Source organism: Paenibacillus sp. J31R122 (genome assembly GCF_056269185.1).
The window spans coordinates 1-20,898 of the sequence record NZ_JBWDNM010000030.1; the positions used below are offsets into that span (position 1 = coordinate 1).

26 protein-coding genes are annotated in these 20,898 nt (G+C 41.8%); 4 read left to right on the top strand and 22 right to left on the bottom strand.

The annotated features are described in order from the left end of the window. Nucleotides 1-270: 270 nt before the first annotated feature. From AC0YN7_RS28935 to AC0YN7_RS28955, 5 genes are all read right to left on the bottom strand, one after another. A complete protein-coding gene (locus AC0YN7_RS28935; RefSeq protein WP_475813475.1) occupies nt 271-618 on the bottom strand; it encodes a YrdB family protein in 348 nt (115 codons plus the stop codon). Nucleotides 619-825: 207 nt separating this feature from the next. Then, complete coding sequence (locus tag AC0YN7_RS28940; RefSeq protein WP_475813476.1) at nt 826-1,662, bottom strand: nucleotidyltransferase domain-containing protein; 837 nt, start codon at nt 1,660-1,662, stop codon at nt 826-828. A 244-nt stretch (nt 1,663-1,906) separates the two neighbouring features. Beyond that, entirely contained in the window at nt 1,907-2,437 is a 531-nt protein-coding gene (locus AC0YN7_RS28945; protein WP_475813514.1) for a hypothetical protein, read from the bottom strand. A gap of 164 nt (nt 2,438-2,601) precedes the next feature. After that, nucleotides 2,602-3,654: a group II intron reverse transcriptase/maturase gene (gene ltrA, locus AC0YN7_RS28950; protein WP_475813477.1), complete on the bottom strand. Its 1,053-nt coding sequence runs from the start codon at nt 3,652-3,654 to the stop codon at nt 2,602-2,604. After that, a complete protein-coding gene (locus tag AC0YN7_RS28955) occupies nt 3,638-3,829 on the bottom strand; it encodes a hypothetical protein (RefSeq protein WP_475813478.1) in 192 nt (63 codons plus the stop codon). Before AC0YN7_RS28955 ends, ltrA begins: the two co-directional genes overlap by 17 nt. Nucleotides 3,830-4,258: 429 nt before the next feature. Here AC0YN7_RS28955 and AC0YN7_RS28960 point away from each other — a divergent pair, with 429 nt between their 5' ends. The 3 genes from AC0YN7_RS28960 (at nt 4,259) to AC0YN7_RS28970 (ending at nt 7,403) form a co-directional block, all read left to right on the top strand. Then, nucleotides 4,259-4,531: a hypothetical protein gene (locus AC0YN7_RS28960; RefSeq protein WP_475813479.1), complete on the top strand. Its 273-nt coding sequence runs from the start codon at nt 4,259-4,261 to the stop codon at nt 4,529-4,531. 342 nt (nt 4,532-4,873) lie between these two features. After that, a complete protein-coding gene (locus tag AC0YN7_RS28965) occupies nt 4,874-5,347 on the top strand; it encodes a DUF2975 domain-containing protein (protein ID WP_475813480.1) in 474 nt (157 codons plus the stop codon). 625 nt (nt 5,348-5,972) lie between these two features. Then, the gene (locus AC0YN7_RS28970; RefSeq protein ID WP_475813481.1) at nt 5,973-7,403 is read left to right on the top strand and encodes a sensor histidine kinase; all 1,431 of its coding nucleotides are present in this window, start codon (nt 5,973-5,975) and stop codon (nt 7,401-7,403) included. Nucleotides 7,404-7,730: 327 nt separating this feature from the next. Here the strand turns inward: AC0YN7_RS28970 and AC0YN7_RS28975 are convergent, their stop codons facing one another. The 14 genes from AC0YN7_RS28975 to AC0YN7_RS29040 form a co-directional block, all read right to left on the bottom strand. Further along, a complete protein-coding gene (locus tag AC0YN7_RS28975) occupies nt 7,731-8,546 on the bottom strand; it encodes a class I SAM-dependent methyltransferase (protein WP_475813482.1) in 816 nt (271 codons plus the stop codon). 290 nt (nt 8,547-8,836) lie between these two features. After that, nucleotides 8,837-9,397, bottom strand: a complete 561-nt coding sequence (locus AC0YN7_RS28980; RefSeq protein ID WP_475813483.1) for a hypothetical protein — start codon at nt 9,395-9,397, stop codon at nt 8,837-8,839. A gap of 325 nt (nt 9,398-9,722) precedes the next feature. Beyond that, nucleotides 9,723-10,364, bottom strand: a complete 642-nt coding sequence (locus AC0YN7_RS28985) for a hypothetical protein (RefSeq protein ID WP_475813484.1) — start codon at nt 10,362-10,364, stop codon at nt 9,723-9,725. Nucleotides 10,365-10,536: 172 nt separating this feature from the next. Next, nucleotides 10,537-10,911, bottom strand: a complete 375-nt coding sequence (locus tag AC0YN7_RS28990) for a hypothetical protein (RefSeq protein ID WP_475813485.1) — start codon at nt 10,909-10,911, stop codon at nt 10,537-10,539. Nucleotides 10,912-11,001: 90 nt separating this feature from the next. Further along, nucleotides 11,002-11,289: a hypothetical protein gene (locus tag AC0YN7_RS28995; protein ID WP_475813486.1), complete on the bottom strand. Its 288-nt coding sequence runs from the start codon at nt 11,287-11,289 to the stop codon at nt 11,002-11,004. 169 nt (nt 11,290-11,458) lie between these two features. After that, entirely contained in the window at nt 11,459-11,782 is a 324-nt protein-coding gene (lepB, locus tag AC0YN7_RS29000; RefSeq protein ID WP_475813513.1) for a signal peptidase I, read from the bottom strand. A 12-nt stretch (nt 11,783-11,794) separates the two neighbouring features. After that, on the bottom strand, nt 11,795-12,031 hold the full coding sequence (locus AC0YN7_RS29005) for a hypothetical protein (RefSeq protein ID WP_475813487.1): 237 nt from the start codon (nt 12,029-12,031) through the stop codon (nt 11,795-11,797). 673 nt (nt 12,032-12,704) lie between these two features. Then, nucleotides 12,705-13,187 carry a GNAT family N-acetyltransferase gene (locus AC0YN7_RS29010; protein ID WP_475813488.1) on the bottom strand — a complete coding sequence of 161 codons (483 nt, stop codon included), beginning with the start codon at nt 13,185-13,187 and terminating at the stop codon, nt 12,705-12,707. A 303-nt stretch (nt 13,188-13,490) separates the two neighbouring features. After that, nucleotides 13,491-14,024 carry a hypothetical protein gene (locus tag AC0YN7_RS29015; protein ID WP_475813489.1) on the bottom strand — a complete coding sequence of 178 codons (534 nt, stop codon included), beginning with the start codon at nt 14,022-14,024 and terminating at the stop codon, nt 13,491-13,493. A 338-nt stretch (nt 14,025-14,362) separates the two neighbouring features. Continuing rightward, complete coding sequence (locus tag AC0YN7_RS29020) at nt 14,363-14,872, bottom strand: hypothetical protein (protein WP_475813490.1); 510 nt, start codon at nt 14,870-14,872, stop codon at nt 14,363-14,365. Between the two features lie 567 nt (nt 14,873-15,439). Then, the gene (locus AC0YN7_RS29025) at nt 15,440-15,748 is read right to left on the bottom strand and encodes a hypothetical protein (protein ID WP_475813491.1); all 309 of its coding nucleotides are present in this window, start codon (nt 15,746-15,748) and stop codon (nt 15,440-15,442) included. 182 nt (nt 15,749-15,930) lie between these two features. Then, a complete protein-coding gene (locus tag AC0YN7_RS29030) occupies nt 15,931-16,080 on the bottom strand; it encodes a hypothetical protein (RefSeq protein ID WP_475813492.1) in 150 nt (49 codons plus the stop codon). Nucleotides 16,081-16,136: 56 nt separating this feature from the next. Continuing rightward, nucleotides 16,137-16,553: a hypothetical protein gene (locus AC0YN7_RS29035; protein ID WP_475813493.1), complete on the bottom strand. Its 417-nt coding sequence runs from the start codon at nt 16,551-16,553 to the stop codon at nt 16,137-16,139. Further along, nucleotides 16,525-16,896 carry a hypothetical protein gene (locus AC0YN7_RS29040; RefSeq protein ID WP_475813494.1) on the bottom strand — a complete coding sequence of 124 codons (372 nt, stop codon included), beginning with the start codon at nt 16,894-16,896 and terminating at the stop codon, nt 16,525-16,527. Before AC0YN7_RS29040 ends, AC0YN7_RS29035 begins: the two co-directional genes overlap by 29 nt. Before the next feature lie 48 nt (nt 16,897-16,944). Between AC0YN7_RS29040 and AC0YN7_RS29045 the strand changes: the two genes are divergently transcribed. Beyond that, entirely contained in the window at nt 16,945-17,085 is a 141-nt protein-coding gene (locus AC0YN7_RS29045) for a hypothetical protein (protein ID WP_475813495.1), read from the top strand. 467 nt (nt 17,086-17,552) lie between these two features. On the opposite strand, the gene AC0YN7_RS29050 is transcribed toward AC0YN7_RS29045, so the two are convergent. The 3 genes from AC0YN7_RS29050 to AC0YN7_RS29060 all read right to left on the bottom strand — a co-directional run bounded on the left by AC0YN7_RS29050 (nt 17,553) and on the right by AC0YN7_RS29060 (nt 20,732). After that, the gene (locus tag AC0YN7_RS29050) at nt 17,553-19,847 is read right to left on the bottom strand and encodes a glycerophosphodiester phosphodiesterase family protein (protein ID WP_475813496.1); all 2,295 of its coding nucleotides are present in this window, start codon (nt 19,845-19,847) and stop codon (nt 17,553-17,555) included. A gap of 173 nt (nt 19,848-20,020) precedes the next feature. Further along, nucleotides 20,021-20,251, bottom strand: a complete 231-nt coding sequence (locus tag AC0YN7_RS29055; protein WP_475813497.1) for a hypothetical protein — start codon at nt 20,249-20,251, stop codon at nt 20,021-20,023. Between the two features lie 106 nt (nt 20,252-20,357). Next, the gene (locus AC0YN7_RS29060; RefSeq protein WP_475813498.1) at nt 20,358-20,732 is read right to left on the bottom strand and encodes a hypothetical protein; all 375 of its coding nucleotides are present in this window, start codon (nt 20,730-20,732) and stop codon (nt 20,358-20,360) included. Nucleotides 20,733-20,898 lie beyond the last annotated feature (166 nt).

Below are 20,898 nucleotides of genomic sequence, written 5' to 3' on the forward strand. Positions count from 1 at the left end.
CGCAAAGCTTTCACCGTACGCAGGCATCCTAGCTACATGGGGGCTTGGCCCCTCCCATGACCGGACTTTCACCGGCTAGAAGATGCGTGCTTCTGGGCACGCGCTTAATAAAAAGAGCAGGAAACCGAAGCACCTGCTCATCAATCTGTATTATGAAACTATCGTTTCCCGTTAGAGTAACGTTACTACCATACAGATAGTCTTGTTCGTGTGAAGACATTATTGATTGGTCAGGTCTCACGGTTTGCCTCATTAAATGGCCAAAGCCGATTAGGCCTGGTACGTCTTTAATAGTACAGTGAGGATCATCGTTATCAACGCCACAGCAAGCAATATGACTGCAAGCGCCGATTGTCCCGCCGCATAAAGTGCCCATGACGCACCGGTGAAGACAATCAACTGGAGGGTCAGGCGCAGCGGGGGATTAACAGGTATTTGCGCTTTGGGAGAGAGAACGACGGCCCAGAAGACGGCGACTAGCAACGGCGTCCCTATACCAAGACCGATACGGACAAGATGCCCGTCGGCCGCATGAAAGCCCCAATACCCGAATGAAGCCAGAGATCCCAATTCGATCAAGAAAAAAACGAGCAGCACTAACGATTTTAATGGACTCATAAGACCTTCTCCTCTGCATAGTTGACTTAACCGATAGGTAAAGACAGGCGGCATAACGAATAAATAACCGATGGGTTACAATACAACTTTTCTCCTTAGATCGTCTAAGTTATTCTAAATCAAAAGTCTGCATATAGCATAACTGCCCGTTAGCGCAACAAGACTGTCAATCGAACTGGCAGCCTTGTCATGAACTATCGTTATCCGTTAGTTTAGCGAATCATTAGTATGGTTCGATACACGATTAGCTTCTAAATGAATATATTTAAGAAATGCTACTAGGTCATTCAATCTTTCTATTTGTAATTTATAATAACGTTTGGGTTTGAGTTGCTTTATCGCTATTGCTTCATGAATCAGTCCGTGCCACTTTTTCGGCAATTTATTAATTCCGTATATTCCAGATCCAATTTTGCTCGTTATATCATGCTCTTTTAACGTATACAATTGTCGCAACATTCCAAGAGTACACCACTCGACTGCTTCATCAAGTTGCTCAATATTAATTTCTTGTTCCGATAAATTGCCAATCGATAATTGTTTCTCTAATCGATCTATCCAATTAACCCAATAGCTATTTAGATTGCTAATTACATATTCGAGCAGAGCATCAATTTCTAAATCGTAATTAAACTTTAACTCGGAGCCATAAATCTTAATACCGTGTTTTTTTAATATCCACCAAGTAATCGGATTAATATCTGCTCCCCAACCATTAGTATGTATTTGTTTATTGTAGTAAGTCAGTAAGGAATTAGATTCAATTTGCTTATTCCCTAGGTCATCGAGGAGTATGTAAGCACCCATAATATCAGTGTTCGGAAACTCAACCTCTAACTCTTCATGTGACGTCAAAATTGCTTGGATATCAGACTGAGTAAGTGGTTTTCGAACAACTGCTAGAAAGTCGATATCACTTGAACCCTCAATATAGTCCTTTAACGCAATCGAGCCATAAAGATAAACTGATTCAATGTTCGAAGTACGGACGCTTAAAGAACTACACAACTGATTCATCGTTTTTTCAACTAAAGCAGGTAACATGGTCCGCTCCTCCAATTCAAATTTCCATTCTTAATACTTATTATAGGTTTTGTATATTTTTGTGAGAAGGGAAAAAATCATCTTTCTTTTTTCTAGTTTTATAATAAAGATCTGTTGAATATAACTGCCCGTTAGCGTAATGCCGCCCGACTACGGACGTAAAGGAAGTCATTGAAAATATCCTGCATTTGAAGTTTGACTACATGCTCCATGAGAACTACGGTTTCTATTCCTTTTACTTTATTCATTCACTTATTTCAATAATGTATTTATTTTTTTCTTCTTTTTTAACACTAAGCTTAGTTCTATCATTGTTAACTAGTTCTTTCATCTGTAAGAAATCTATGTTATATCGTTCCAAAGTAATATCTAAGACAACTTTCTCATTATTAATAAATACCAACTTATGATAAGTCTCATCTAGAAGTGGAAACTCATCTATGCTTGATCTTTGATATAGATATCCTAAATATGAATTCGCATTTGTCCACTCACTTCCAGTTACACTCTCCATAAAGTCCCTAGATAAATATGGTTCGAATACGAACATCTTGTCCCACTCAAAACTAGTAACTTCATCCATAGTAAAGGCTTTCTTTTGATAAATTGTTGAGAACAATCTTTCTCTAAATTCATTATAATATTTATTACTTACATTGTATTTTAAATAACCAAGATAGCTAACGGTAATTGGAATAAGCACTGTAATCAGCACTATAATCATAATCCAATGTTTTAATCTTATTTTCATCACAAACTTCGTAAATAATTCCATAAAGCCCTCCCAACTCTATAAGTTTAACATTTATTACACTTTCTGTATTGAGCATAACTGCCCGCTAGAGTAAAGGGCAGGTTTCCCAGCCCCTCCTCATCAAACCGTACGTGAGGTTTTCCCTCATACGGCTTTCCGATGTTCGTCTTTCATGGGCATGCAGATTACAAGAGCGTTTTCAATCCATGCAGTTTTGCCAAATGCTTTACCTCCTGAAAGGACCCCATCCATCTCGCTCGTTGCCGTTTCTTCGTATACCATCTTGTGAACCGCTGTAAAATGTACCAATCCAACTTAGCTAATTTCCGTTGGCTGTAAGCCGTGTAGTAATAATTTCGCCAGCCTTGGATCTTGGGGTTTAGCCATGCAACATGTTCTTGGAGTGCGCGCTTCCGCATGCTCGGAGGGGCTAGTCGCTCCTTTACCACTTCGCGAATCCGCGCTTCTGCTTTAACGGTTAGCCATTGCTGTGTGGTGTAATAAACACGTGCTTTAGACGTTTCCGCTTTGGTCTTGCGGTGATGCATCCCCAGAAAGTCGAAGCCTTCTTCGCCTGTCCATAGACCCACAATTCGGGTTTTCGTTGGATGTAGTGTCAGCTCTAATCTTTCCATGATCGTTTGGATGAGTTCATACGATCGGATCGCATCTTTTCTCGTCTTGCACACCACCACGAAATCATCAGCGTAGCGCGTTAATTCTCCAAATTGTTTCCCATGGCGTTCCCATAACAGGTCGAAGTAGTTCAAATAGATGTTCGCTAATAACGGCGATATAACTCCGCCTTGCGGTGTGCCTAAATCCGAGCGCCGGATGCTTCCTTCTTCCATGACTCCTGCACCAAGCCACTTCCTAATCAACTTCAGGATTCGCCGATCACTGATTCGCATAGCAATCAGCTTCATTAGCTTCTCTTGGTTGATGTTGTCGAAGTAGCCTTGGATGTCGACGTCGACCACCCAATTCCCTTTGCGGTTACATGCTTTACGGATTCTTTCCAACGCTTGTTTGGCACCTCGTTTCGGGCGGAAACCGATCGAGGTTTCTTGAAAATCCACTTCAAAGATTGGCTCAATGACAAGCTTAGTTGCCATTTGCACGACTCGGTCACGAACGGTTGGGATGCCGAGAGGCCTTTGTTTTCCATCCTTCTCAGGGATGTACTTCGTCGTACAGGTGAAGGATGGTAATTTCCTTCCTTTAGCCCGCGGTGACACTCTTCAATGAATTGAAACTCACCTTGCTTTTCAATATCTGCAAGGGTTTGTTCATCCACACCAGCTGCTCCTCCGTTTGCACGGACTCGTCGCCACGCTTCCCATAAAATATCCCTTCTGTATACCTTGTCATACAAAGCATGGAATCTTCGCTTCTTGTTTTCCTTGGCCGCATGACCTAGCTTCTCTTGGAGTTGTTGAACGTTTTCCTTTGGTGTTGTTAGCCCTTGGGCATTCACTGACTCGTACCTCCTTAAGAAACATGAACAAAGCAGGGCTCCTTCCCTCCTGCAGGTTGTGTTGTCCTGCAGTTCCTCAGTACTATGAGCCCCTCGGACTCCCTTCCTGCAAACGGATCACTTCACCTTTTGAGCTTATAGATCGTTTCTTTACGGGTCTGCGAAAAAAAAAACACGTGCAGGGGAGGGTCTCCCCAGTTCACTGCATCCTCATTCCCGCCATGCCGCTCCCTCTACACCGGAGGATTCTTCGCTGTCGCTCCAAGTTCAAAACAGCTTCCTTGGCCTTCATCCAAACTAACGGGATTCGGCGTCCTCTTTTCCCTCTCGCGAGGCTTTTCTGACGATGCGGCAGGATTCACTTCATGTTACGGCCTGGCTGGTTGCTCGCCCTGTCACTGACAGGTACTTTCGTCGATACGCTTTTACGTACAGATTTCGCCATACGTAAGTATCCTAGCTACGCGGGGGCTTGGCCCCTCCCGCGACCGGACTTTCACCGGCTAGAAGATGCGTGCTTCTGGGCACGCTTAGTTGAGAAAACGACAGTCACTTCACCAGCTGCCGTTTCTTCGTGTTTATTGAACTATCGTTCCCCGTTAGTTGAATCAACTGTTTTATTTTTATTAAATAAATAAAACCCGAACAATACAAGTCCAGCAATACAGAGAATTATACCGATAACAAGTGTATAGTTTATAACATTCCAAATATAAGGAGGAGTAAGATTCTTCAATTCCGCCAAATTTCATAAATTACAAAACCTCCAAATCCTTTTATATTTTGGCTATGTTAAACTTTGATGTTGATATTTGATACATGCGAACTAACTATAATGAGAAATGCTTTTTATTTTTGTAATAATTAAAAGGAAATTTCAAATAACAATAATAATATAATAAAAAACAATGCATATTTATTGTATTACGACAAATCATATGCTAAAATCATGTTGTTATTAAATAAGCGAGGTGTTTTAAATGAATGTTAAACGAGGTTCAACCACTTTCTTAAAGGTAATTATTTTTCTGGTTGGAATCGCAGTGCTTGCTTTGTGTATCTGGTTGCCTGAGATAGCCGTTAGAGATGCAAGAGTACATCCAGATACGGCTTACTTCCTAATCCCCTTTTTAGTATGTGCATACGGATTCTGTATTGCTTTTTCTGTTGCGTTGTCTCAAGCATATAAACTATTAACCTACATCGAAAAGAACAATGCTTTCTCTGAATTATCCCTTAAATCATTGAAGATTATAAAGAAATGTGCTTTTACAGTCATTTTCCTCATTTTGTTAGCAATAGTAAGCTTAAGGGTCCTTGCTCAAGTTACAGATAGTGATGATGCGGCGGGTCCTACATCATTATGTCTAATGGGTATTTTAGCAACAAGTATCATCGCAGCCATTGTGGACGCACTTCAAAAACCATTAAAAAATGCCCCAGATATAAAGTGAAAAAATAAATGCATAACGGAAATTTAAAACTTTGGATTGACACCCAGATGATATTTTGGAGTACAAAAGCGACGAAGACACTCAATAAAAAAAGACATCTAATTTATTTAATTATATGGACGATAGCTCAATGAACCGCCTTATCACCAAGGCGGTTTTCTTATGGTCAAATATCAACATTAGAATTTAACATAGCCAATATTATAAAAAAACAAATTATTCCATACCAATATCTCAGAACCACATTACCACAATAAGGATATTTACGTTATGGGACAAAACTGAATCAGTCATTAAGCTAAACTGCCCGTTAGCGCAACGAAGGACTGCCACGCGGCAGCCCTTTTCGATATTGAACTAACGTTCTCCGTTAGTTTAATGAGGCTGCCGTTTCATGCCAGCGACCTTGTCCTGGTAATTGATAAGCTATAGTATCCGCTAACTTAACGCACTAGTCGTTTGTATTAGAACTCTATATCATTGACCTCAATTCGTCACATTCAAGGCTTCACTTCAGATCAATTCATCCAAATTTTAGCTTCCTTTCAACTAAATTTCATCTCGCTTTAAGGAAACTAAACCAAAATCAGGATATTCAGTCCGCCCTACTTTAGGAGGAGATCTTTTGACTATCCGTTTGCGAATCACTCTTTGGTATATGTGTCTCATCACATTGGATCTGATTATTCTTAGCACTGCATTTTACAGCTACATCTATTACAAAACGAATCAAGACATTAAATCCACCATCCAAAACACTCTAAAGGGCATTCATATCGCCCCATCGGTCGATTTCTGGAACAGCCTAAAAATCGATATCTCACCCAACATTGCCAATAATCAAGTCATCATCCAAGTCGTAGACTATATCCATCAGAAGGTTCGCTACTCTAGAAACCTCGTCGAAGCTGGCATCACGCTTCACTATCCCGATCCAAGTCCAGAGCTCAAACTCAATTACAGCAACATCAATATAAATGGAGATCCATTCACCATTCTCAACATTCCGATCGTGCTTCAGGACCGCAGCATAGTCGGGCTTCTGCAGGTTGGAATTTATACCGGCAAGGAAGCAAAAATTCTCCATAACCTTCAATGGATACTGGCGTTATCGTCGATCAGCGTGCTGGCCATCGCCTTCCTATTGGGCTTAATTGTATCCAAACGATCACTGAAGCCACTGCACAATGTCATCCTTGCCTCCAATCAAATTGAGAGCGGGGACGATCTGATAAAGCGGATCCCAAGAGGTAGGCCCAACGACGAAATTGGGCTTCTAACAGATACGCTCAATAGCATGCTCGTCCGGCTGCAGGAGGCTTATCAGAACCTAAACGAAGCCTACGACGCACAGTTCGTTGGCGATGCGTCTCATGAGCTTCGCACGCCGCTGACGACAATCCGTGGCAACGGTGATTTTTTAAAAAAGCTTTGGAGCACCTTCACCAGAAATCCGCACCAGCCCTTGGAGCCGCATCATTTGGACTTGTCCCTGGAGGCGATTAACGATATAACAGCAGAAGCGGAGCGGATGACCCGTCTCATCACCGATTTACTGACCTTGGCTAGAGGCGATTACGGTACCATCATGGTGAAAAAGAGTGTTGCTATTCATCCGATTGTAAACGAAGCCGTTCGGAAAGCGAATCTGCTCCCTCGTACGGTCGAATGGAGAGTGAAGCACATCGATGAGCTCTTACAGGTTTACATCCAAGGAGATTCAGATTATTTGCAGCAGCTTCTGCTCATTCTGATCGAGAATGCCTTCAAATACACGTCATCTGGCTACGTCGAATTAAGTGGTCTGCAGAAGGATGGCTATGCTGGAATCCGCATTTCAGATACGGGAATAGGCATGAATTCGAATGAGCTCTCCCAGATTTTTGAACGCTTTTACAGAGCGGATATTTCACGAGGGAAGACTTCTGGGTATGGACTTGGGCTCTCCATTGCAAAATGGATCATTGATGAACATGCCGGCAATATTGAAGTGTTGTCCAGGGAGAACGAAGGGACGACATTCATCGTTTGGCTCCCAACGAATGGTGCAATCTAAGGCTCTTTTCTTGACCAAAGGAAGGTCAAGTAAATCAGATAACTGAGATCATTACAAATGTGCGTAGGTTATTTTCGTTACACCAATCTAACGAGGTTGCGTTATCCTGCCAGTTAGCTTAACAAAGAAAGGGAGCAACTGCCGAAGCAAACTGCCCCTTATTTGTTCAACTATCGTGTCCCGTTAGTTGAATGAAAAATGGGCGCGAAACGACTCAACTGCGGCTGTGGTCACTACTACTCAACCATTGCTCGCCGTTAATGTAACGCGCCTGGATAAGCCGTCTCCTCTCCAACTGCCCTCGCAGATGATTGGGCTGGAATCTGCTCATTTCTTTTTAGCTAAGTACAAAGTAAATTTAAATAGTCCTCTAACATATCCTCCGTAACTATTTATAACTTCTTCAATTTCATTATCCATCATTTCAATTATGTTACTATCTAAACCATCAAGAATAGAGGCGATCTCTGGAATTGATTTCTTTACCATTAAATACTGACTCGGATTATTACTCACTTCATATGTGTATTCTACTTTTTCAATTAAATCAAATAAGCCAGATGATTCGAGCTCTGTTTTCCTTTCGTCATTGCTTGATATTCCATCATGTGCACGTCTTTCGGGGGCACCCTTGGCAGTAAAATAATTAGATGTATATTTTTCAACAATACCATTAACTTTTTTTTCCATCTCTTTAGTTGCAGATAATTTATCATCACATGGAGCATACCAAAACAAAACAAGATAACCATTATCTTTTAGGAGTTCATGGCATTTTTTATATTTAATATTTTTATCTATCCAGTGAAAGGCCTGAGCAGAATAAATCATCTCATATTTTTGATCGATAGGGTAATTCCATTGTTCAAAAGGTACGACATCCAATGTAACATTGGGATAGTCGGCACATTTATCTTTTAGTATTTCGGCCATATCTTCTCCTATTTCTATTGCATGAACGATTAAGCCTTTATTTGCAAATTGAATTGTAGCCTTTCCAGTACCTGCACCAATTTCAAGTAATCTACTGTTAAATTTCAAATCCGATTTTGAGATCACGTCTTGAATTAATTGTTCCGGATAAGATGGTCTTATTTCTTCGTAAATACCCGCAATCCCCTTATACGGTTCTATTTTTTTCATTATTTGTTACCTCCCCAAATTTGTTCATATGGATCTTATTTTACACGACAAAATGGACATTTGCTTAAAGATTCACTACCTCATAATTTGTTGTTCATACAAAACTGTAAGTTAATTAGGTTTCAATTAAACGACATGTTCTCTTTATGTATTTTATATAAATCATTAGTTGTAACCTGCCCGTTAGCTTAACGCCCAGCAGTACATCCGTACAAAAGTACCGTACGGGACTTCTCGGCGTAGGCACTTTGAGCATAAAAAAAGAGCCGCCCGATGAAAGGCAGCCTGTGTTATTTGTCCCACTCAAATGGAAATCTTGAGATATTCCCATCGCTAAACTTTGGGTCTAAAGCTATATCGATTACAGTCCCGTTTTCCTTTATTTTCGCATCGTCTGGTAACGAACCAATCCCCAATCCTTTGACAATGCTATCAATTGTAATCGATTCGCCTTCGGATTGGATAGCAACCATTTTTCCTTCATAGAAGATGGCGGTGGCGTAATCATAGAAGGAACCCCCGGCATAGCTCATATAGTCGGCATTTACGATTGTTCCATCTCTTAACTCGAACTTCCCATCTTTATAGGATTGATAATCAGGATCGATCTTGTTCGCCTTATCGAAATCCTCCTGCAAAATTACAATCGGTTCAGGCTCTGGTGTTGCTGTTGGAGTAGATGTTGGAGTAGATGTTGGTTCTGGTGTTGCAACTGGTGTTGTGGTTGCAGTCGGTGTAGTAGAAGGAACGGAAGTTGCTTCAGACGTTGAATTGCTAGAGCAGCCAGCTAAGACAGACGATGCAATAACCACCGCCAATACTGCTTTTTTTGCGTTAGTGTTGCTGTTCATTTGGTATGTACTCTCCTCTGAATGGAATATTTCGATCTTAACAGAGGTATCAGTAACCATGCCATGAAATATTTGGAAGGAGTACAACAAATATTCGTAACAGGCCGTATGGGGAATGCACAAGCACGAAGTCGTATTTTTTCCAACCTTATCACACCCCACTATGTAATGTCTGGAATATTGTACCATTCCCATGCTTTCAAGAGCAGAGTATTTTTGAGGATAATTGCTCGTTAGTTGAGAAAACGACAGCCACTTCACCGGCTGCCGTTTCTTCGTGCTTATTGAGCTATCGTATCCCGTTAGCGTAATAAACCATGATTTGTCAGTTTAAAGATAACTTAAATATCAAAGCCCATTTTGCGTTTTTCAATCGCTCCGGAGTTAAATCAATGGTTTCCCACTCATTCTTATCTGTGGCCTGCATCCCCCATACGGCAACCTCGTCATTTTCTGAGACATCCAAGTTTTTATTTAGTTGGAGAGTATTGCTTCCTGTATTTCTAATATCACGATCGATGTATGTAATACTTGATGCCGTACCGTTTTTATTCGCAAAAGCTGTTGTGATCTCATACAGTGGTTTACTGCCTTCAATTGAAACTGTCTTAATCGATGCAATAAATTCGCCTTCATAGTCCTTTGTCTTATCTTGTGAATCCTGCATTGAGGTGCCAATGGAACTGTATATCTTCGTTTTCGTTCCGTTTTCCCAAAGTTCAATTTTAGCAGAAATATCATTTTTGTTTCCGCCGTACTTCAATTTCACTGCACCCGACATCGTGCCAAGAAAAGGTTGAAACTTCCGTGCCTCTCCGGCAAATAAATCGATTGGCTCCACGTGCAAAGCAGTTCCTTCAACTTGTTTTGTTATTGCTGTTTCCGGTTGGTTGGATACATCCTTTGAGCATGCACACAGCATTGCAGCAATAATAAGTATCAAACCGATGAGATTTAGCTTCTGCAAAATAATTTACTCCCCTTCTTTTCGCATTGTCTAATTTTACCATTAACTAAGCTATAGTTAGAACACAATTTTTTAAGTATACTGCCCGTTAGTTTAATGAAATGAGCAGGCTACCGTAGCACCTGCTCATCAATTTCTATCACTCAACTATAGTCACCCGTTAACTTAACCTTCACTCTGAGCTTTCTTCTAACATTACAATTTTTTTTGCTGTGAGAACGCCAGGCAGATTTTTCTCAATGCTTTTTCTGATGTCCACTGGTTTCTCTAAGATAATGTTAACGGTTGAACTTTGTGAAATGTCATCTGACTTCAAAGGCTTACCATTCACATCTCGAAATATCGTCTTTTCTGTATACTGAACATTACAAAGGTATTCGATAAGTAGAATATCTCCTTGTTTTCCTTTTTTTGCAGCATCTGAGCAGCCGACCAGAAAGGCTTTATCCCGTATTTCTCTAACCTGTCCCTTAAATGAACGAACTGGATTTCCACAACCAACTAATAACACACTAAAAACTAAAAGTACTAGCGCTAACCTTGCCATGGATATCACCTCCATATAGGTTGAACGAAAGTGGAACATATATTGTTGCTCTAAACTGCCCGTTAGCGGAATGGGTTAACTAGTGTAGCCTTATTCAAAAAGGACAGGAATTATTAAAGAAAAAAGTATGGTTCCAACCAAGAATGAGATTAAAGAAATTTTATAACCAAGTTTTTTTATGAACATCACACCAAATACAACTACTATAAAGGGAATGCCCCACAAGAAATATGGAAGGAATTTCATTTCAATTTTGGAGTTTAAAAGTCCTGACAGTATTGATAGCGAATTAATGTAAAGAATAGTTCCAATTAATATCCATAAAACAGAAAATAAAAGCCCAACCATTATATTAGAAATTAATTTACCTTTAGTCATGAAATTCCTCATCCCAAGGTTAAATCTGGATAATTTTAATACGAATCCGTTATTAGGGAGTTACATTTGGTTGAGCAAATCTGCCCGTTAGCGTAATCAATGCACTAACCTTAATCTTCTTTCATCGAACTTTTTTCGTCATCTGTTCCAAATCCATACCCATCAGATTTCACTGTTTTTCATATCCCACGGCTTTTCCTAAGACATCTTGTTTTAAAAAAGCTCCCGCCGTTTGACTGTCATTGGATCCTCTCGAACGCACATCCGCCAAGATAAAGTATTCGTTTTCTTTCAACAATACCGCGTTCCATGAATCATTGTTGTCAAAGGTAGAATCATCGCTATAAAACGCGTCCAGTTTGTTATCATCAATATAGACTTGACCCTTTTTAATGCTCACCGTTTCACTAGGGAGCCCCACGACTCTTGCAATATCTGTATCTTGATCTTTTTTGTTTTTTGTTTTGAACACTACAATATCCCCGCGAGAAATGTCATGTTGCTCTTAGTATTTAAAGTCTACTAACACTTCGTTGCCTAGGCCAAAAGGATGCGGATGACTATAACCAACTTCTGATAACATTCCGTCCGTTCTTACCTTTACCTTCTTTAACGATGGGTCAGGATTCTCGATCACATTTATTTTCTCTTCTGTTACGGTGTCAGTGACGGTCTCGGTGCAACCGTTCAAAATCAAGGAAATGAGCAGCATTAAACCAAGAAATGTTATCTTTCGTCTCAAGATCATCTTCACTCCTTTCTTATCTTACGGCTACATACTCTAATTTTGTAATAATGCTGTTCTCCCGTTATTCGGCAGCTCTTGACGGGTTATTCAACTATCGTTACCCGTTAGCGTAACAGCTGTATTAGATCGTACGCTCGTTGTATCTCTCTTTTTATCTTGGAAACTGAATTTTTTTAAAAATCGTATCAATCAACCATAAACCTGTTGCGGCAATAAAAACTGAGTACACAAAAACACTGGCGTACTTAAAAAGAAAAAGGAAGCCTTTTGATTCGATAAGAGAAAACAAATACAAAATAATCACTGCAAATATTAGATGTGAGGCTAACCCCATGAGCATGCCCAGCATTGTTTTTATTACCTTCATTTTTAAGATAATCATGTCTGTAATTAATGAACACGGTACGCCAATTATTAAGCAACCGATGAATGAGTACATAAAATAGATGGAAAATGGGGCATAACCATGAAATTCCACAAGAATAGTTCTAACTATTATAGTCCCCCTTCTATTCCACGCTCTACTGCCCGTTAGCTTAACGCCCAGCAGTACATCTGTACCACCCTATTTTGTGAAGATGTAAAAAAGAGCTGCCGCGGCAGCCCCTTCATCGTTTGTATAGAGTCCTTCATTGAACTAACGTTACCCGTTAGGTTAATAATCAACTTAACTTTTCTTGCATTCCATCAACCAATAATTCTCGAAAATTACCATCTTTTTTATAAAACCACTCTTCTCATAACACCTTATTGCTCTGGTATTTAAGATGTGTGGGTCCATAACAATAATGGAACCATTTAAATCCTTTTGTATATATTCAGTTAAAGTCTTAACCATTTTTGTTCCTATACCTTTACCAAGTAAATTGGATTCTCCAATGAATTGATCCATCCCAAATACATGTTCATTATTCAGGTATCCATATTCTTCTAATGTAGTTGGATCCAATTCATAAAACTGCATAAATCCAATTGGAGTATCTTCATACTGCACAATACATGGCTTTACTATATGAAGTCCTTTAACTCTAGGTTCATATTTTTCAATGACTCTAGCTAAATCTAAAGGGTCATTTGCATCACCATAAAATTCAATTACATCCTTATTATTTAACCACGATGTTAATAGCTCATAATCTGTATCCTTCATTATTCAAATGATTAATTCATTGGTTTTTATCATCATCTATTCCTCGCTCTAACACTTTACTAAAACCTATACTCAATATTCGTTATGTGTAAGAATAATCCTGTATTAATTAAGCTAATCTGCCCGTTAACGTATTGGAGCTGCCGATCACAGCCGCAGCCTCATCTAAGTTGTTCAATGAACTATAGTTCCCAATTAGCGAAATGGAGTTGTTTTAATACTTCGTGCCTTAGGCATAAGAGAAGCAAGATTAACTCATTGAAACACTATTGTTCATCCATCTGCTCATAAGCGTAGTCTGCTCTACCACCAATCAGCTATATAAAGTAATTTCCAGGTCTCACCTTCAAATTGAAATACAAACAGTTGCTTGTCTTTTTCTATTTCCTTGTGATCATAGACCTTCTCTGTATATTCTAGCACAACAGGTTTAGCACCATCAGGAGGTGTAGGGTCAGGTTTCACCGTGAAGTCTAATTTATCGATACTTAAAAAGTGCTTTTTAAAATCAAACTCTCCTTTGCTCGGATTCATACCTCCTGTAATAAGTGAATTATATGCATTAAAGTCCTTCTCGTAGACGGCTTTCACCATGTTGTTTAATGTCTTGACGATCCCTAATTCATCGCCTTCATATTTACTTTCATCGATGTACTGAGGCGCTAGATTATTTGTCGTCGCTGTAGGTGTATTCGTCTCTCCGGCATTTGTTATTGATGTCACTATCCTGGTGGGTTCCGGCGAAGCTTCTAGAGGTAGCTTTTCTAATTCATCTTTCCCCATCGAACAACCAACAAGAATTACAGCGAAACAAAGCATGTAAATCATTTTCAGCAATGTCGTTCCACCTCCAAATAATAATAATTAGATTTCATGTCAACTTTCACTACTCTTAAAAGTACACCATCCAAAGACATGGTATCAGGATTGAATAACCCCATGCTCTATACCTGTACTACATGTAGAAAGTAATGATGAAAAACAGTGAACAGTTTTTTTATCAACTTTTATACCTTTTATTTCCCTTTTATCCTTAGACGGGAGATTATTTTAATAAGTTTCACTTAAACTATCCTGCCAGTTAGCGTAATCATAAATGGAGCAGCTGCCGTCTGCAACTGCTCCATTTTGTGTTTAACTAACGTTCTCCGTTAGTTGAATAAGAAATAGTTATTCTAATTTAGTGGAGCTTCGATTTTTTCTTTTAATTCCTCTGCTCGGTTCATGAAAGATTTCATATTATCACTAAACTGAATATTCAATCCCAACCCTGCATCACGAAGGATTCCCCGCAATTCTTCAAATTTTTTTTTATCCTCTTCAGTTAAATCAGCGAAGCTATATAATTCATCATTAGGATATTGCTTTAATTTATAATACAAATCATTAAGAATTTCCTTATCACTCTTGGAGAGAGTCTCTAATTGTTCGCCAGTGGTTATACCGAGCCAAATTCCGTTCAATACATCTCCTAATTCGGTTGTTACCAAGTTGGGTTCAGACCAATTATCATTAATTTGATTTGCAATTAACCCTTCCAACTCTACTAAATTATATTGTACTTCTGTAAGGAATACCTGTTCTTTTACAAAGTTCATCTTTAAATATCCACAAGCTACAAATGCGATTAGTACTATGTTTAATCCTATTGAAAAGAGAAATATTAACTTTCGTTTTTTATTCAATACCTTTCCCCCTTTCCGTATTTCATTTTACCATAAAATTCCTCACTCCATATTAAGCAATCCTGCCCGTTAGTTTAATAAATGGTCGTCTAATCATCTTTATTTGCCGACGTCGATGACATCATATCGGGAATGTAACAATGTTCTTGTCATCAGTCGGGAATGTTATCAAGTTCTAGTCATTGTGTTTTGACAAGAACTTGATAACATAAATATAAAAAGCCGCATAATCAGCGGCTTCTAATGTTACAATGTTTTTGTCACCCGACAATTGTAGCATTTATAAATCGGTTCTAATTGTTTTTGTCGGTTTGATTGTTCGTTGTAAGGTATCAGGCCTCGTCCCGATCTTGTACCCTTTTCCAGTTCGATTACAGCCGCGAGCACGTTAGTAAAATGCGATGCTGCAGTTGCTCGCAGCTGTCGATTACGTAAGCAATCTAAAAAAGATTCGCCGCGGCGGATCCTTTTGCAATTTTATTAGTGATTGATGAACGTTTATAAAATTGCATATTCTTCTCCAAATTAGAAATGCAATCTGATCAGTTTAATCTTATAGTTCATCATTCAACTTTTTCTCGAAGTGGTCCCGAATATACCTTCTACGAAACGATCCTGTTTGTTTACGTCCTCTTCCTTGCGAAATAATCCGGCTTTTCTGGTCCGTTGATCTTCCGGTATGGCCATCCACTTTTCCAGGGTTTCGATCTTAAGATTGTTCCGGATACGGTTATCAGTAATTCGCTCAGTATGTCTCCGAAGACGTTCAGCCTCGGAATCCACTGGCGCCGGCAGCTGTCCAATAATCATCTTCCCCCGCTCTTCAAGCATTTTATCATTGTAACGTCTGAATTTATATGGCTGCGACTTAGGCAAGCTCCCCGGTCAATTTCCTTTTCCCGGTATCAAGGTTGTGTCCGTTGGAGAAAATGCTTAATCAGCATGTTGGTAGTAAACTCCGTAAAAGGACGAACCCGTTAAGGATGCGTCCTTTTCGACTGACATTCAATTGCTATAGAGGGTCAGAGCTTCTTCGTACGGCACAGGCACAATTTTCTTCAAACTCCGCCTTCTCTCCCGGACAAGTCGCTGCCCTTTGGTGATTCCTTGACCGCACCGGCAACCATACCCGAGATGATCGTCCGCTGGAAGAATACATAGGCCAGTACGGTCGGGAGGGCGGATGTAACGGTGGAAGTCGCGATCATGGCGAAGTCCATCGTAAATTTGGTGCGGAAATAGTTCAGCCCGAGCGGCAGAGTCATCAGATCCGTGTCGCGGTCAGGATCGTCGGAAGCATGAAGCTGTTCCAGGTGCCCAGCAGCGTGAAGATCGTAATGGCTACAATGACTGGATTGATCAAAAGCATAATAAGCGGGACCTGCAGATCGGCATACCGCTCATAATCCTGTTCGGTGTATATTTTATCGTCACCGCTGACGAACTTGAACAAGGTCAGCTTGTTAATATCATCGTATACTTTGCGCAAATCGTCGTGCACGCGCCGTGCGGCGCTTTCCGCGATCGTCAAGTCCAAGTTGACGTATTGGGCAGCGTGCCGGCGAAGCCCCTTCAGTTCCCCCGTTAATTCGGGATCGGAATCGGTTGCGCCGATCAGGACGACCAGATGGTCGGCACCGAAATCGACGACTTCAACGGCGCGTTCCGGCCGGCTGAGCAATTCTTCGGCGATATTGCCGATCGCATACTTGAGCAGCTTGCGCGAGACAAAATCGTACCGTTCGGATATCTCGTAATACGAATCGATCTTGACGACCGCAAGCCGAATCCATTCTTCGCGATTCGCGGGCGATCGCTTCTCTCCCGCTGTCGGTCAGCCTGCCCTGCAGCAGCCAATGCCGCAAATATTCCGTCTTGATGAGCGAGTAGTGGTCGCGAAGCAGTACGACCCCTTGCTCGATTACGCCGTAATCGTTCTTCGCCCGTACCCCGAGCTTCCGCTGCAATTGGTCGGCCAAATGGCGGAACGGTTCGAAGAAGCGGTGTGAATTCCAATAGGCCACGACGAGCAGCACCGCCAGCAGAAAGAGCGACACAAGATATCGCTTTCGATGGAACGAATGCCAACGAGCAGTCGGATTACCAACGACCTTGAATTAAAAGCGGGCGATATATCCAAGTTCCTAGATTACACCGAAATCGATGCCAATCACGCACAGGTGCTATACCCACATCGCTGGCCGACATACTAACCGCGAGTTTTGTAGCGTTGGGTTCGATTCGTGCCCATTTTTAATGTGGATATGAGGTGGATGATGTGAAGAGGATGTTCATTCCCATTCTACTGCTTATGTTTTCGCTGGGATGTGAAGGACGCAGTGAACTACTGAAGGAACATTCGATTTCGCACCAATATATCGAGAGAAAAGGGTACGGAATTGTCTCTTAAAACACGCTAAAGAAATAGGCAACTTCCGGTTCAATTTTAAATCGGAAGTTGCCTATTTTTATTGAAAATATTTTCAGAACAGGCAAGGGTGTCTTCTTTTGCGAATTGTAAAAGCGTTTCGTATAACCTCTGATAATTTCTTCACTTTAATCCAAGCGTCAGACCGGTGATCCAGCGCATACCAGCTGCCCTTCTTCTTCAAAACAATGCTCTTTTATTGTCCCATAACGTGGTGGGGTTCCCACCTATACCCTATCTTTTCTTAACTCGTTAATTTAACGTGCTGGGTTGTGCGGTAGCATCTCCGGCAAAAGTAATGCGAGCATCATTCCAGCCAATTGGCAATGAAACGGATCCTCCGCGTTGTGTGGTTAGTTGAATCGTTTCGTTTCCTTTGCTAATGGTGAGCTTCTTGCCCGGCAGCCCCATATCATTCGAGCTATTCACAAGAGTCGCCTTGAAAGAGCCGCCATAAGCGCTAACAGAAATCGAGGTCGGGATAGGGGTGTCGAGAACATCCAAAATGACGTCCGGCTGATTCGTTTGGGCCCCATCTGTCCCGATCACGCGTCCTTGGAGGAATGTAGTGCCTTCAGCCTCTGCTCCAAAGTCATAGGAATGCGGCAAAACGATTCCCCCTGCATCGTGAATGGCGACGATACTTTCCGGTGTATATTCATCCAGCCTCGACCCGAATACCGAGTAATAAGCACCTTGGAGGTATAGCATTCCAGGCGTTTCGTAATTGTTTCGGTTGTAGATCAGTCTTGCTGTAGGCTGGGCTTGTTTGATTCGTATATCTCTGGAGTTAAAGATGGAGCGTTCGAGCACCCCATTATACTGTGCCGCCAAATTGGCTAATTCCCCCTGGTCCGTGACATCTTTGATGTCGAACTCAATGCCGCCGCCTACTTGTTCGGCAAGCTCTAAAATTTCTTCCAAGGAAGCAACCTGTGCGCGGTCATACTCGCTTCCGCGCCACTGATCGTTGTCAGCGGCATTGAGTGCGCGCACCTCTTCGAACGTCATGGCTGAAATAGGTCCCGTACCGTCTGTTACGCGATCAACTGTCGAATCATGGAATGAGACATATCTGCCATCCTTCGTCTCTCGTACGTCGACTTCAACCATATCCGCACCGTACGCATAAGCATAGCGATAGGAATCAAGCGTATTTTCCGGCGCAAGCCAAGGTGCTCCGCGATGCGCGGAAATGATAGGATCTTTCGCTCCTTGATCCGGCGTGCCGGCATTCGCCCACCGATCAAACTCAGGCTGCAGCTCCGGATTTGTCTTCTTTCGGATCACAAAGGTTTTGTCATTGCCGTCAGTGGAATTTTTTACGTTAACAAATAGGTTCTGGCCATTGGAAGGGGCAAAGCGCCCAACAGGGTCAAAATACAAGCCGGACGGAACAGCCTGGGCGTCAGAAAGGGAAGCGAAACGCTCGACCTTTTTGGGCATTTCATCTTTTTTCATTTTATCGGGTGAGGCGACCCAAATATCCGCTTGTCTATTTTTCTCAGCTATGTAAAGAGTTCCTTTGCTATCCATAGCAAGGTATCGAGGGTTTTGGAAATCTTTTTTATCTGCATTGTCTCCTGCCTGGACATAGTTGCGTACAAACGGTTTTTCCCCTAGGGCAATGGATAGGACACGATCTTCTCCTTCAATCGAAATGTAGAGTACATTTTCCCTAATCACAAGATCGGAAGGCAACTGATAAGCGTCCGCTCCGGCCTTTTCCGCTTGCAAACGCGCATTGACACGGGACTGTTCCCCATTGAGGAGAATCCATTCGGCACTACCTGTACGATCTCCTAGTTGCATTCCGATCTTGTCTTTATCATCGGTAATACGCAGGGCATAAAGCTGCCCGCTGGAGAGATCACCTACCTGATCAGGAACAAATCGAAAGATACTTCCGTTTTCGTTATGATCGGTCATATACACATCCCCGTTAGCATCAAGTTGAATCCCTCCATAGGCAAGGGACCCCAATGCCGGACGTGCGGTGATCGAACCGTTCCAAGGGTTAATCTCATACGCTAAACCACTAGCCGCACCGGGGACATTCGCATCAGCCTTCTTGGAAAGTCCTATATTCTCGGCCGTAAGTAAGGTCCCCCATGGTGTCCAAACCAAATCATCGAGGTTTTCCCAATCATCGCGCTGAGCCAAGATTTTGGTAGACTCATCCCCGTCTAGGTCAGTTACGCTGATGGCTGAGTTACCGTTTAGCTGGTGGGTGCGGTAAAGATATTGCCCGGCATTATTATCGCCCCAGTTATCCTTAACACCTGTTTCATTTATGACGTTCGTGCTTGGATAATCGAGGAAGTCCTGATCGGTTTGTTCGTTTATGATCCAGACTTGTTCGAATCCATCCGGCAGCAGGAAGGGGGCTACGGCCGGGAGAGAACCTGCCTCCACAGATTTATGGAGCGGTTTAAAGCTTTCCGCATAGACTTTGCTGATCGAGTCGGCCGGCAGCATTGTTCCTCCCAACATAACAGCTGATAAAAGACTTGCTGCCAAGGGTAGTCGAATTTGTTGTATCTTCAAGCTATTCATCTCCTTTTTAAATGTTTTAGTTCCTTGGATCCATTGTATGGAGGAAATGTTTTCCTTATATGAGAAGGGTATTAAAATATTGTAAAATAGCATTGTGATAAAAGAAAAACCGTTGCAAAATCTAGCATATCAGGAACAAGTCGAACTTCTAAAAACCAGGAAACTTAACATGCCTTTTCGGCGCTTCTCGTTTCGGATATGACCTCTCGATCTGGTAGTGGTTGGGTAAATTCAGCATTTAGCTCCATAGTTTGCCGAAGGGCTTCATTTGAATACTCCAGCGCGGCAAGTGCGATCGTGACGCTGTGACCGACCGTAAAGGCAGTTAATCCCGCTTGCGCTGTTTGAGCACCACGAGCGCCGCCACGAACACCAGATGGTCGATACCGGTCCATATGACCTCTTTACCCGAATAGAGGCGGTTTAACAAACAAAGACAAGGCGGACGGAATGCTCCGCCCGCCTTGCCTTGCCTTTATTTGCATAAAACCTTATACGTTATCAGCCTTTTTTAATAACCAGCGATCCATAGACACGGAATCCCGGAATCGAGGCTTCGATCGTGCTGTCATCCACTTTCGTAAATGTGACCGTTTGAGCGGCGCCGTTTTTGTCGGGATCGTAGAACTTAACGCTGAGCAATTTGCCTTTCAGGCTTTCAGGCAGGTGAATTCTCAACGTTCCTCCGTCTTCGGCCGTCATGATGTCTCTGGCTACATCGTAATTCTCGTTCAGCAAGTCAACGAAGAACGAGTTCGCGCTGGAATCGTAGTTCAAGGAAGTCAGGACGAATTCGTTGAAGCCTGTCAGCATCAATTCTTTCGTCAAGCTGCCGTCGGCAACTAGACCGTCCAGAATGGACTTCATCGTTTCCAACTTGTTCTCTTATGAGCGATTCAGTATCTCTCAAGCTTTTGTTCGAAGCATCCTGCGGGCTGCTGGCCGATCGAATACACCAAGATCTTGTGAAAGTTCGAAAATATCTTAAGGAGCATGAAATCAAAGTAGAAGAAGCGGATCAGTTCGAGGGTCAGATACAATA